The sequence below is a fragment of the Bacillus sp. FSL R5-0416 genome (assembly GCF_037975425.1).
Classification (GTDB): Bacteria; Bacillota; Bacilli; order Bacillales; family Bacillaceae; genus Bacillus; species Bacillus subtilis.
This window is the reverse complement of record NZ_CP150252.1, coordinates 3,564,297-3,576,944: the sequence shown is the minus strand read 5'-3', so window position 1 is coordinate 3,576,944 and position 12,648 is coordinate 3,564,297. Positions and strand designations below refer to the sequence as shown.

Annotated in this window: 12 protein-coding genes; 9 read left to right on the top strand and 3 right to left on the bottom strand. The window is 43.4% G+C overall.

Annotated features, from left to right (window positions below):
- Positions 1-210 (bottom strand): hypothetical protein, encoded by a 210-nt coding sequence (locus NYE20_RS18970; protein ID WP_021480676.1) that lies wholly within the window; start codon positions 208-210, stop codon positions 1-3.
- Between the two features lie 146 nt (positions 211-356).
- Here NYE20_RS18970 and psdR point away from each other — a divergent pair, with 146 nt between their 5' ends.
- From psdR to psdB, 4 genes are all read left to right on the top strand, one after another.
- The gene (psdR, locus tag NYE20_RS18965) at positions 357-1,070 is read left to right on the top strand and encodes a two-component system response regulator PsdR (protein ID WP_021480675.1); all 714 of its coding nucleotides are present in this window, start codon (positions 357-359) and stop codon (positions 1,068-1,070) included.
- Complete coding sequence (gene psdS / locus NYE20_RS18960; protein ID WP_064671548.1) at positions 1,064-2,134, top strand: two-component sensor histidine kinase PsdS; 1,071 nt, start codon at positions 1,064-1,066, stop codon at positions 2,132-2,134. The genes psdR and psdS overlap by 7 nt, the downstream gene beginning before the upstream one ends.
- Before the next feature lie 82 nt (positions 2,135-2,216).
- Positions 2,217-2,996 (top strand): lantibiotic ABC transporter ATP-binding protein PsdA, encoded by a 780-nt coding sequence (psdA, locus tag NYE20_RS18955; RefSeq protein WP_003228167.1) that lies wholly within the window; start codon positions 2,217-2,219, stop codon positions 2,994-2,996.
- Positions 2,971-4,911, top strand: coding sequence for a lantibiotic ABC transporter permease PsdB (gene psdB, locus NYE20_RS18950; RefSeq protein WP_032726921.1), 1,941 nt, complete (start codon positions 2,971-2,973; stop codon positions 4,909-4,911). Before psdA ends, psdB begins: the two co-directional genes overlap by 26 nt.
- A 36-nt stretch (positions 4,912-4,947) precedes the next feature.
- Here psdB and NYE20_RS18945 read toward each other — a convergent pair whose 3' ends face one another.
- Complete coding sequence (locus NYE20_RS18945) at positions 4,948-5,925, bottom strand: D-glycerate dehydrogenase (protein WP_072173470.1); 978 nt, start codon at positions 5,923-5,925, stop codon at positions 4,948-4,950.
- Between the two features lie 383 nt (positions 5,926-6,308).
- Between NYE20_RS18945 and NYE20_RS18940 the strand changes: the two genes are divergently transcribed.
- Together NYE20_RS18940 and NYE20_RS18935 are read left to right on the top strand one after the other, a co-directional pair.
- The gene (locus NYE20_RS18940; protein ID WP_003228173.1) at positions 6,309-6,902 is read left to right on the top strand and encodes a carbonic anhydrase; all 594 of its coding nucleotides are present in this window, start codon (positions 6,309-6,311) and stop codon (positions 6,900-6,902) included.
- A gap of 18 nt (positions 6,903-6,920) precedes the next feature.
- Positions 6,921-8,513 carry a SulP family inorganic anion transporter gene (locus tag NYE20_RS18935; RefSeq protein ID WP_003228175.1) on the top strand — a complete coding sequence of 531 codons (1,593 nt, stop codon included), beginning with the start codon at positions 6,921-6,923 and terminating at the stop codon, positions 8,511-8,513.
- A 26-nt stretch (positions 8,514-8,539) separates the two neighbouring features.
- On the opposite strand, the gene NYE20_RS18930 is transcribed toward NYE20_RS18935, so the two are convergent.
- Positions 8,540-8,860, bottom strand: coding sequence for a MazG-like family protein (locus NYE20_RS18930; RefSeq protein WP_003242570.1), 321 nt, complete (start codon positions 8,858-8,860; stop codon positions 8,540-8,542).
- A 116-nt stretch (positions 8,861-8,976) separates the two neighbouring features.
- On the opposite strand from NYE20_RS18930, the gene NYE20_RS18925 reads away from it, so the two are divergent.
- From NYE20_RS18925 to mdxD, 3 genes are all read left to right on the top strand, one after another.
- Positions 8,977-9,552, top strand: a complete 576-nt coding sequence (locus tag NYE20_RS18925) for a TIGR00730 family Rossman fold protein (RefSeq protein WP_064671551.1) — start codon at positions 8,977-8,979, stop codon at positions 9,550-9,552.
- A 205-nt stretch (positions 9,553-9,757) separates the two neighbouring features.
- Positions 9,758-10,708, top strand: a complete 951-nt coding sequence (locus NYE20_RS18920) for a LacI family DNA-binding transcriptional regulator (RefSeq protein WP_049140405.1) — start codon at positions 9,758-9,760, stop codon at positions 10,706-10,708.
- Between the two features lie 112 nt (positions 10,709-10,820).
- Positions 10,821-12,590 (top strand): maltogenic alpha-amylase, encoded by a 1,770-nt coding sequence (gene mdxD / locus NYE20_RS18915; RefSeq protein ID WP_161621191.1) that lies wholly within the window; start codon positions 10,821-10,823, stop codon positions 12,588-12,590.
- The last annotated feature ends 58 nt before the right edge of the window (positions 12,591-12,648 follow it).

Below are 12,648 nucleotides of genomic sequence, written 5' to 3'. Positions count from 1 at the left end.
TTATGAACAAGTGTAGATTGCTGTATCAAATGCATCTTCTGGGATATACAGTTTTCCCTTTTCGTATTTATAAGGAATTTCATTCTCTTTAAAACACTCTTTTTCATATTCAGTTAGTGTATCCCCAATTTCTATGTATTTCCCGGTATAGTTGGGCTGACATGCTGAAAGAATTGACGTAATTGCCAGAAACAGCATGATTTTCTTCATCACGACACCTGCCTATTATGAAAATTTTACCTTTATCATTCTATCATAACGAAAAGAAAAAGACCGATTTACTATTCCGCACATGCTATAATAATTTTGGAATCTTCTAGAAAAATCATCGTGATGTACATATAAGGGGGATAAACGTGTATCGGATTTTGCTTGTGGAAGATGATGAGCGGATTGCTTCTTTGCTGGGCGGTCATCTTCAAAAATACGGATATGAAGTGAAAATTGCTGAACAGCTGAATGATATAAAATTGGAATTTGCAGAAATGAAGCCTGACCTTGTGCTGCTTGATATCAACCTGCCTTTTTTTGACGGGTTTTATTGGTGCAGGCAAATCCGTACCATTTCCAATACGCCGATTATCTTTATATCGGCACGGACCGATGAGCTGAATCAGGTAATGGCGATTGAAAATGGCGGCGATGATTATATCACAAAGCCGTTCCATCTAGAGGTAGTGATGGCCAAAATCAAAAGCGTCCTGCGCCGCACATATGGTGAATACTCGCCCTCTTTGCCGCAGGAATCAAGAATAGTGGAGCTTGGCGGGCTAACGATTTATCCTGATCAAAATGAAGCGGAGTGGAACAGCGTCCGGATTTTGTTTTCCCAAAAAGAATTCCAGCTTCTCTCGATTTTTGTGAGGGAGCATAAAAAAATTGTCTCTCGTGATGAACTATTGGAGGCGTTATGGGATGACGTTGATTTTGTCGATGACAATACGTTAACGGTCAATGTCAATCGGCTGCGGAGAAAACTGGAGAATGCAGGACTGACAGATTGCATTTCCACAATCAGAGGACAAGGCTATCAATTTCAAGTCAATCGGAAGGATGAAGCGGAGTGTTAAAAACTTATCTCATCGACCGCTTAGCCATTATTCTATTTTCATTATTAGGGATAGGGTCCGCCATGCTGATTGCGTATTTAAGCATTGTAGAGAGCGGCGCAGAACCTTCCAAAGAAAATATGATGTACATATGGATTTTGCCCGGTACTCTTTTAGCCGCAGGTTTTGCTGCTGATTATGTTCGGCAATTTTCCTTTCTCACATATGTTAAAAAGCTTGCAGAACAAGCCTCTTCTTCGAATGACATCGGACAGTCTTTGAAAGCCCGAAAGCCAAGAACAGGAGAGCAAGCGCTTTGGACGAAAATGATCAACGCACTCGGGCAGCAATACGAAAGCAGGCTCTCACAATATATCAATCAGCAAAAACAGCATTATACCTTCACCAACCAATGGGTCCACCATATGAAAACACCGGTATCCGTCATATCCTTAATGATTCAGGAAGGAAAAAACGGAACCTCATCCTCTTTTCCGACGTTTTTAGAGGAGCTAGAGGATGAGAATGAGAGATTTCGCCACGGTCTTGATATGATGTTGCAAACGGCTCGGCTGGAGGAATTTGCATTTGATGTAAAACCGCAAACCTTTGATTTGGCAGAAATGGTTCGTTCACTGATCAATCAGGAAAAACGTCAGTTTATCAAGCGGCGCCTTTTTCCAACATTACATGTGCCGCCAAATGCCGTTCAGATTTCCAGTGATCAAAAGTGGCTTTCCTTTGTTGTCGAGCAAATCCTTTTCAACGCCTTAAAATATTCAAAGCAAGGTGTGGGAGACTCTATTACAATCCGGATTGAAACACAGGGACATGAGACGCGATTGTCGGTTGCCGACGAAGGAATCGGCATACCGCCGCAGGATCTGCCGCGGATTTTTGACGCGTTTTTTACCGGAGAAAATGGACGAACCATGAAAGAGGCAACTGGAATGGGCCTTTATTTAGCAAAACAGGTGTGCAGCCGTCTCGGCCATAAGCTGTATGCGGAATCAAAAGAAGGGGCTGGCACTGTGATGACCATCGTGTTTTCAAGTGACACCCTCGTGAATGTGACAGCATTGTAAGGTTGGGGAGCGAAATTGCAAGAAAGTTCGATGGGAGGATGCTGACTTCCTTTTTATAATAAAGAAAAAGGAGGAGCAGAACATGAATGTGTTGCAAACAACGAACCTATCGAAAACGTACTATTCAAATAAAGGAACAATATCATACCAAGCGCTCAGCGCCTTTGATCTCAGTGTGTCAAAAGGAGAATTTGTCGGGATTATGGGGCCGTCGGGAAGCGGAAAAACCACGCTTTTGAATTTGCTGGCTACCATTGATAAGCCGACCCAGGGCGAGATGATGATCAACGGCATTCAGCCGAAAACGTTAAAGGACCAAGAGCTGGCTTTGTTTCGCAGAAGAGAACTCGGCTTCGTCTTTCAGGATTTTAATCTGCTTGATACGCTGACGATTCGTGAAAATATTCTCTTGCCGCTCGCATTGGATAAGGTAAAGCTGAGAGAAATGGAAGCCCGATTGGATGAACTGGCGGATACGCTGCAAATCAAGCATATTCTCGATCACCGCACATATGAGGTGTCGGGCGGACAGCAGCAGCGGGCAGCCTGTGCCAGAGCGATTATTCACAATCCGGCGCTCATTCTTGCCGATGAACCGACAGGAAACCTCGACTCAAAATCGGCAAAGCAAGTGATGAACACACTGGCTCAGCTGAATGAGGAAAAGGAAGCGACGATTCTGTTGGTTACGCATGATGCCACAGCAGCAAGTTTCTGTAAACGAATTGTTTTTATTAAAGACGGACGTTTCTTTTCAGAGATTCACAGGGGAACAAACAGGCAGGTGTTTTATCAAAGTATATTGGATACCTTGAGTGTGTTGGGAGGCGATTTTCATGAATTTGAGAACTATCGCCCGTAAAAACATTCTTGGGAATCTGCAACGGTATGTGGCCTACTTTTTAAGCTGTGTGTTTGCCGTTTCGGTGTTTTTTGTCTTCACATCATTTATTTTTCATCCTGATGTCAATGAAGACAATATATATGGCGGAAGCCTTGTCAAAACATGCTTGAGCGCAGCTCTTGTCGTCATCATTGTGTTTTGTATATTTTTCATCACATATTCCAATTCAGCGTTTTTGCAGGCAAGAAAGAAAGAGTTTGGGCTGCTGACACTGTTTGGCACATCAAAGCAGCAGCTTCGGAAGATGATTTATTATGAGCAGTCACTTATTTCTCTTGCGGCGATTGCGGCCGGCATTGGAGCAGGCCTGTTATTTTCAAAACTGTTTTTTATGATCATGACATGGATGCTCAGCGTGAAGGTGCCGATTTCGTTTGCCATTGTGCCGAAAGCGTTTGTGATGACAATTGCCGGCTTTCTCATCCTGTTTCAGACGCTGCTCATTTTATCACTGGGACGGATTCGGAAGCTGGAAATCATTGAACTGATTAAATCGGCCAAAAAGCCGAAAAGCTTGCCGGTTTATTCGAAATGGCTCACTGTATTGTCTTTGCTATGTCTTGGCAGCGGTTATTATCTATCTGCAACAGCCAATGCAATTGACATGATGTTTCGGGTATTTCCAATTTTGATTTTAGTGTTAATTGGCACGTATTTCTTTTTTACACAAAGCAGTGTGGCGTTTTTCCGCATGCTGTACCGAAAGAAACACAGCTTCTACAAAGGCACAAATATCATTGTGCGTTCCAACATGATATTCAGGCTGAAGGATCATGCACGCATGCTGTTTTTAACCTCTGTCATTACAGCGGTCATACTAACAGCTACAGGTGTCATCTATATGTTTTATTCCGATTTACAAAGGCAGGAGGAGCAAAGCATTCCTCAGTCTGTTTCCTGGGTGGAAAAGGATGCTTCCCGCTTTCAGGTCATGAAGCCTGAGACGGCTGAGAATACATTGAAAAAAGCTCATGCTGTTATCAAGTATAAGGTGGATGCCACTGGGATTCCTGTCACTTTTCAGTCAGACTTGCCGTATGGAAATAAGAAGATGGAAGCGGAAGCTTTGCTGATTTCAGAAAAGGTCTATAATCAAGTCGCAAAGGAAAAAGGGTTCCCAGTTATTCATTTACAAGAAAATGAAGCATTTATTAATGTTTCTTTTCAAATGATGGTGAAAGACACATTTGGAGAAGGGGAAACAGCAGCATTTCATATGAAGTCAGGAAAAACCCTTTCCTACGTCATGAAAAAGCAGCAAAACAAAGGGATATTGATGTCTGTCGATGGAGTCAGCCGTTTATTGGTTGTCAGCGAAAAGAGCTTTGACAGTCTGTCACAGGATGTGCCGCTGAAGGAACAGATGAGAATGGTAGGTTATGAGCTTGAGCATTGGCAGGAGACGGTGGATGTCTCTGAAAAGCTTGAAAACATGGTGCCGAAAGAACATACATCTGATTTTCAAACACGTGCTCCTAGTTATCAAATTGTGAAGCAGGGAGTTGCATTAATGCTGTTTATTGGTCTGTTTGTCAGCGTGCTGTTTTTTATCGTGCAAGGAAGCATGCTGTATTTGCGGATGTTTACGGAAATAGAAGATACGAGAGTGCAGGTGTTAGCCTTAAAAAGGATAGGGGTTACGGACAAAGAGATTCACTCGATCCTTGGAAAGCAAATAGGATTTTTATTCTTCATCCCATTTATCGCAGGTACGATTCACGCCGGCTTTGCGTATGCAGCGTTAAGTAATATGCTGAATTCCAATTTATTTCTTGAGGCCGTAATTGTCATCTTCATTTATTTTGTATTCCAGGCTGTTTATTATATCGTCACCCGCCATATTTATAAGCGTGCTGTTCTTCAGCGTATGTAATAGAAATCCGGTCTGTTATCAGACCGGATTTTTGATTTATTGAAATTCTCTTGTGAGATTTTTCGGTGTTTGTCCTTGAATGGCTGCAATCATATTTTCGGCGGCCTGTTTGCACATGTTGAAGCGCACTTTAGCTGTTGCTGAACCGATATGAGGAAGCAGCGTGACATTATCCAGCTGCAGAAGCGGATTATCTCGGGTGACAGGCTCTTTTTCGTATACATCTAAGCCGGCTCCCCTGATCCAGCCTTCCTGAAGAGCGCGAACCAGTGCTTTTTCATCGACTGTCTTTCCCCGGGAAATATTGACGAAAATTGCTGAATCCTTCATTAACTTAAATTCACGTTCTCCTATCATGTGATAGGTTTCATCAGTCAGCGGCGTAATGAGAAGAATAAAATCAGATTGCTCCAGCAATGTATCAAGCTCTGCATACTTAACGCCGATGCTGTCTTCTGTTTCTTGTTTGCGATGTCGGTTATGATAAAGCACTTCCATATCAAAACCAAATTTGGCGCGTCTCGCTGCTTGTTCTCCAATTCTGCCCATGCCGATAATGCCTAACGTTTGATGATGAACATCAATTCCGAAAAGCGCTTCCTCTTCCACGGTTCCCCATTTTCCTGCTCTGACAAAACGGTCCAGTTCGGCAACACGTCTGGCGGAAGACAGAATCAGTGAAAAAGCCAGATCTGCAACTGTGTCATCCAGTGTATAAGGTGTATGAGTCCCGACGACTCCTCTTTCTTTCATTGCTTCTATATCGAAGTTATCGTAGCCTACTGATTGGTTGCTGACCACTTTGAGTTTAGGCGCGTGTTCCAGCAACTCACGATTGATTGACGGCCCGGAAGTCCCTGACGTTAAAAGCCCTTCCGCATCTTTTAATTTTTCAAATAGCACGTCACTCGGAAGCGTATCCTCCTGCCATACTTCATAACGGCAATGTTCACCGATGAATGCTTCAATCTCTTCAGGAATCGGTTTTGTGATAAATACAAATGGTTTCAACAAGGCTCCCCCTTTATGGCTGTTGTCTATTTCATTATATCGGAAATAAATAGATGTTAAAAATATAGCTGCGTTCTTTTTATTTTCTGGTTCTTTTGAACTTAAAATGGAGATCGAACAGCTAAATCTGCTTAAAAAAGTTTTTTAATTATCAGAATTCACCCATATTTTTTGTCAGACAAATCATCAATATGCGAGCAGCAGCCGGATTATAGGATTCATTAAATATAAATTTTATTATCTTTGAAAGATATAAATGTTTATGTTTTGATTCTACAGTCCAATTATAGTGTCTTTTTTTGAAATCCTTTTCTTGGCTTATTCCTATGCTATAATTCCTTACTGTAAGCTGGGTAAGAAGGCTTGCAAAATCATATGGATGGGAGATGAATCAAATGGTTTCTTTAACATCAATTTTGGAACACAATCAGCGGTTTGTCAGAGAGAAGAAGTATGAACCGTACAAAACGACAAAGTTTCCTTCAAAAAAGCTCGTCATTGTCACCTGTATGGATACAAGGCTTACAGAACTTCTTCCGCAAGCAATGGGGCTTAGAAACGGTGATGCTAAAATTGTAAAAAACGCGGGAGCCATCGTTTCTCACCCATTTGGAAGCGTGATGCGAAGCATACTGGTCGCGATTTATGAATTGCAGGCTGAAGAGGTATGCATTGTCGGCCATCATGAATGCGGAATGTCTGGGCTGAATGCGTCCTCGATTCTTGAGAAAGCAAAGGAACGCGGGGTGGAGGATAGCTGCCTGAATTTGCTGACGAGTGCCGGACTCGATTTGAAAACGTGGCTGACCGGTTTTCACAGCGTGGAAGAAAGCGTTTCCCACAGTGTGAACATGATTAAGAATCATCCGCTGCTTCCGAAAAAGGTGCCGGTTCACGGGCTTGTCATTCACCCTGAAACAGGAAAACTTGATGTGGTCATTAACGGTTATGAAACTGAGCTAATAAACAATCACTCATAAGGGAGGTTATAACAAAATATGCGATTCTCAGGGAGATTCAAGGGATACAATTTACAGAAATTTCAGAAAGACTTAATTGCAGGTATCGTAGTAGGTGTCGTGGCAATTCCTTTAGGAATGGCGTTTGCCATTGCCTCGGGAGTCGAGCCCGAATACGGGCTGTACACTGTTGTTATAGCGGGGATTTGTATCTCTTTGTTCGGAGGATCTAAATATCAAATTGGCGGTCCGACAGGCGCCTTTGTCCCGATACTGTTCGGCATTATCATGCAGTACGGATTAGAGAATCTGCTGATTGCGGGGTTTATGGCAGGGGTAATGCTGGTGCTGTTTGGGCTGTTTAAGCTCGGAAAAATAATGAAATTTGTGCCTAAACCCGTTATCGTCGGTTTTACAGCAGGAATTGCCGTGTTAATCTTTACGGAACAAATCGCTAATTTTCTCGGATTGAGAAATGTTGAAAAACATGAGAACTTTCACCACAACATGTTTGAAATTGTGCAGCAGCTCGGCACCTTTAACGTGTATGCCATTTTGACAGCTGTGATCGGGCTCGTCATTTTGCTTGTATCCGCCAAGGTGATGCCTAAAGTGCCGGGCGCTTTGTTGGCGCTTCTTATTTCCACAGTGGTCGCGGTTGTCTTTTTCCCTGACCGCATGGCAACGATCGGGTCAACTTATGGAGAAATCCCCCGCCATTTGCCTGAATTTCAGTTTCCTGAGCTTACTCTGGATAAAATGGTTATGCTGTTTCCGGCTGCGCTTGTCATCGCGCTTCTTGGAGGACTTGAGTCGATTTTGTCCGCAATGGTCGCCGATAACATGAAGGGCTCAAAGCATGACAGCAACAAGGAGCTTGTCGGCCAGGGAATTGCGAATATGGCAGCGCCCCTGTTTGGCGGAATCCCGGCTACAGGAGCGATTGCGAGAACGGCGACCAATATAAAAAACGGAGCGGTTTCCCCAGTTTCCGGCGTCGTTCACGGCGTAGTCGTTCTCCTTGTCCTGCTTGTATTTGCGCCTTATGCGTCCCATGTGCCGCTCGCCAGTATGGCACCGATTCTCATGGTGGTCGCATGGAATATGAGTGAGCGCAAGGAAGTCGCAAACATGCTGAGACTGAAAAACGCTGATTCCTTTATTTTGGCGGCGACCTTCGCCCTTACGGTTCTGTTTGACTTAATCATCGGTGTGGCAACCGGATTGCTGCTCGCATTTGTGTTCTTTATCAGAAGAATGAGCGAAGCGACCCGCATCCACAATCAGGAATCGCATCCTGTTCTGGCGAAGAGAGAAGATCCATCTGTCAGCATGTATGCCATAGAAGGGCCGCTGTTTTTCGGGTCAATTGATTCCCTTGAATCGTCATTGCTGGAGCATGTACAGAAAAAACCGAAAACCCTCATTCTGCTTATGAATAAGGTGCACTATATGGATACGTCAGCTGAAGCGGTGCTTGGGAACATTATGAATCGAATTAAACGCCACAATGGAAAGCTGATGATTGTAGGATTGCAATCGCAGCCGAAGGAGCTGCTGCATAAAACAGGCCTTTTTCACAAAATAGGAAAGCAGCATTTCTTTGATCACCATGATGAAATCACAGGTTAAAAAAAGCGGCCATCGCGGCCGCTTTTTTATGCATGTTCAAATCGTTTTGTCAGTTTTTCTTGGTGGGCCTTCATGACGTCTTCTAAAGAGACACCATACATATCAGCAAGAATGGCGATATTTCCGATGACATCTCCCATTTCTTCAATCAATTCTTGTTTTTGCTCAGCGCGTGACGATTCTTTCTCATCCGGCCGGTCTCTGCCGATTTCATACGCCCTGACAGCCCGGGCCAATTCTCCGGCTTCCTCCATTAAAAAGCCGACGCGAATAAAAGGTCCGTATTCTGTCCAGCCTCTTTTTTCGTAAAACTCTTTCATCCATTTTTCTGCATCAGCCAGTTGCAACCCCATCACTCCTGCATTCTTTATGTATTTCATATTGATATTATCACATGAAGATGGGACAATATATAGTGTGTTTTTGAATATTTAACACGATATATAGATGCGGAGATGACAAGATGAAAACCATTTGTGTATTTGCGGGATCAAACCCTGGGGGAAATGAAGCGTATAGAAGAAAAGCGGCAGAGCTTGGCGTGTATATGGCTGAGCAGGGAATCGGCCTTGTCTATGGGGGCTCCCGCGTAGGCTTGATGGGCACGATTGCTGACGCGATTATGGAAAACGGCGGAACTGCAATCGGGGTCATGCCGAGCGGTTTGTTCAGCGGAGAGGTTGTCCATCAGAATTTGACTGAGCTGATTGAAGTAAACGGGATGCATGAACGAAAGGCTAAAATGAGCGAGCTGGCTGACGGCTTTATCTCGATGCCGGGCGGCTTCGGTACATATGAAGAATTATTTGAAGTGCTGTGCTGGGCACAGATCGGCATCCACCAAAAGCCAATCGGACTGTACAATGTAAACGGATATTTTGAACCAATGATGAAAATGGTGAAATACAGCATTCAAGAAGGGTTTTCTAACGAATCGCACCTAAAACTGATTCACAGCTCGTCACGGCCGGATGAGTTAATTGAGCAAATGCAAAATTATTCTTATCCGATTTTAGAAAAAAAGTGGACAGAAATTTAAAAAAGAGACTTTCTCGTGGAAGCGGAGAGAATGAGTCTGCCACCTAGCGTATGAATTCATGAAAAATCGAGTGTTTTTAACAAAGTGAGGTTTCCTTAAGGGAAATCTCTTTTTTATTTCTCTTTTGCCTGCATCGTATATTTAGCAGTAATAGAGGACTTTATCACTAGTTTGGATAATAAGCACAGATAAGGAGGGGATGAAAATGGCAACTTTGTCAGATGTGGCGAAAAAAGCAAATGTTTCAAAAATGACGGTATCACGAGTGATCAATCACCCTGAGACGGTGACAGATGAATTGAAAAAGCTTGTTCATTCTGCGATGAAAGAGCTGAATTACATCCCTAATTATGCGGCGAGAGCGCTCGTGCAAAACAGAACACAGGTTGTGAAACTATTGATACTTGAGGAAATGGATACGACAGAACCATATTACATGAACCTGCTGACAGGAATCAGCAGGGAGCTGGATCGCAATCACTATGCTCTCCAGCTTGTGACAAGAAATTCTCTTAATATTGGCCAATGTGACGGCATTATTGCCACCGGCTTGAGAAAGAACGATTTTGAAGGTGTAATAAAAGCTTTTGAGAAGCCGCTCGTCGTATTTGGACAAAATGAAATGGGCTATGACTTTATCGATGTGAATAACGAGAAAGGCACTTTTATGGCAACCCGCCATGTTATGGGGCTGGGGGAGCGGGAAGTTGTCTTTTTTGGCATTGATTTAGATGAGCCTTTCGAACGTGCAAGAGAACAGGGGTATATGCGGGCGATGAATAAAAGATTTAAAAAATCGAATATGTTTCGGATCGACAACAGTTCTAAGAAAAGTGAAGGCCTTGCAAGAGAACTGCTGAAATCCATGGACAATCAGGCCGCATTTGTCTGCGCATCTGATCGAATCGCGCTCGGCGTCATTCGTGCGGCGCAATCCCTTGGAAAGCGAATTCCAGAAGACGTTGCGGTTACCGGAAATGACGGTGTGTTTCTTGATCGCATCTCCTCGCCGCGCTTGACTACGGTCAGACAGCCTGTTGTTGAAATGGGGGAAGCCTGTGCGAAAATGTTGCTGAAAAAAATGAATGAAGACGGTGCTGCACAAGGAAGTCTATTTTTTGAACCAGAGTTAATTGTACGAGAATCAACGCTGTAAGCGCCTTATTCTGTTATCGGTAACAGGGTGAAAAGGATTGTTCCCACAATTTCATCATGATACTTTCAAACTATGAGCAGGCTTCAATAAAACGGAAATCAAAGGGGGAAACATGATGGAATATGCAGCGATTCACCACCAGCCATTCAGCACAGATGCTTATTCTTATGATGGGCGGACTGTGCATATCAAGATTCGGACGAAAAAAGGTGATGCAGATCACATTCGATTCATTTGGGGTGATCCCTATGAGTACAATGACGGCAAATGGTCGGCAAACGAGCAGCCGATGAGAAAAATTGCTGCAACAGAAATGCATGACTATTGGTTTGCTGAAGTGGTGCCGCCATTTAGGCGTTTACAATATGCGTTTGTTGTAACAGACGATCATGAAGACATCTTTTTCGGAAGTTCGGGTGTATGCCCTTATAATGAAAAAACACTGGAAACGATTCATTATTACTTTAAATTTCCGTTTGTTCACGAGGCTGATACATTTCAAGCGCCTGAATGGGTCAAGTCAACGGTTTGGTATCAAATTTTTCCGGAGCGTTTTGCAAATGGAAGAGAAGACTTGTCACCGAAGAATGCATTGCCGTGGGGGAGCAAGGACCCGGGCGTCAATGATTTTTTTGGAGGAGATTTGCAAGGGATTGTTGACAAGCTTGATTATTTAGAGGATTTAGGGGTGAACGGCATTTATCTGACGCCGATCTTTTTCGCGCCTTCTAATCATAAATACGACACGCTTGATTACTTTTCTATTGATCCGCATTTCGGGGATCCAGAGATTTTTCGTATATTGGTCAGCCAGCTTCATCAGCGGGGGATGAGAATTATGCTAGATGCGGTTTTTAACCATATAGGAAGCGCGTCTCCGCAATGGCAGGATGTCGTCAAAAACGGAGCTCGATCCCGCTATAAAGACTGGTTCCATATTCACTCTTTTCCCGTCACAGACGACAATTATGACAGGTTTGCTTTTACAGCTGATATGCCGAAGCTAAACACGGCTAATCCCGAAGTGCAGAAATATTTGCTTGATATTGCTTTGTACTGGATTCGCGAATTTGACATTGACGGCTGGCGTTTGGATGTCGCAAATGAAGTGGATCACGTGTTTTGGAAGACATTCAGGCAGGCTGTATCAGCAGAAAAGCCTGATGTTTATATTTTAGGTGAGATCTGGCATTCTGCCGAACCCTGGCTTAGAGGGGATGAATTTCATGCGGCGATGAACTACCCTTTTACAGAGCCTATGATTGAATACTTTGCTGACCAGACGATCTCAGCTTCACGTATGGCCTACCGTGTCAATGCACATTTGATGAATGGGATGAAGCAGGCCAATGAGGTGATGTTTAATTTACTGGATAGCCATGATACAAAGCGCCTTTTGACCAGATGCCGCAATGATGAGAAGAAAGCACGCGCGTTGCTGGCCTTTATGTTTGCCCAGACAGGCTCACCATGCATTTATTACGGAACGGAAATCGGGCTGAACGGCGAAAATGATCCATTATGCCGGAAATGTATGGTTTGGGAAAAAGAGAAGCAAAACCAAGACATGCTGCAATTTATGAAACGGTTAATTGCTTTACGCAAGCAGGAAAACACTTTATTGACTGAAGGAAATCTTGAGTGGAATCTGCTGGATGACCAAAACGATTTTATTAGCTTTTCACGGACTCTTGATAAAAAAATACTGATTTATTTCTTTAATCAAGGGAATGCGGTTCAACATGTCAGTTTACTGGATTTGAATATTGAAAGGAATAAGAGGATCTGTGATGCATGGACAGAGCAGCCGCTTCAGCATCACGATGTCATTACCGTTCAGCCGGGAGAATTTTTGATTTTGAGTGCTGCTGCCCCAGTATAACATTCTGTTATCGGTAACAAATCAAAAGTTGTTGTAACCGCTTTCTATAGGACAATAC

Excerpts from the sequence above, each read along its gene's own strand:
- NYE20_RS18970 (WP_021480676.1), bottom strand. The coding sequence starts at position 210 with ATGAAGAAAATCATGCTGTTTCTGGCAATTACGTCAATTCTTTCAGCA.
- psdA (WP_003228167.1), top strand. The coding sequence starts at position 2,217 with ATGAATGTGTTGCAAACAACGAACCTATCGAAAACGTACTATTCAAAT.
- psdB (WP_032726921.1), top strand. The coding sequence starts at position 2,971 with ATGAATTTGAGAACTATCGCCCGTAAAAACATTCTTGGGAATCTGCAA.
- NYE20_RS18940 (WP_003228173.1), top strand. The coding sequence starts at position 6,309 with ATGAATCAAATGGTTTCTTTAACATCAATTTTGGAACACAATCAGCGG.
- NYE20_RS18935 (WP_003228175.1), top strand. The coding sequence starts at position 6,921 with ATGCGATTCTCAGGGAGATTCAAGGGATACAATTTACAGAAATTTCAG.
- NYE20_RS18925 (WP_064671551.1), top strand. The coding sequence starts at position 8,977 with ATGAAAACCATTTGTGTATTTGCGGGATCAAACCCTGGGGGAAATGAA.
- NYE20_RS18920 (WP_049140405.1), top strand. The coding sequence starts at position 9,758 with ATGGCAACTTTGTCAGATGTGGCGAAAAAAGCAAATGTTTCAAAAATG.
- mdxD (WP_161621191.1), top strand. The coding sequence starts at position 10,821 with ATGATGGAATATGCAGCGATTCACCACCAGCCATTCAGCACAGATGCT.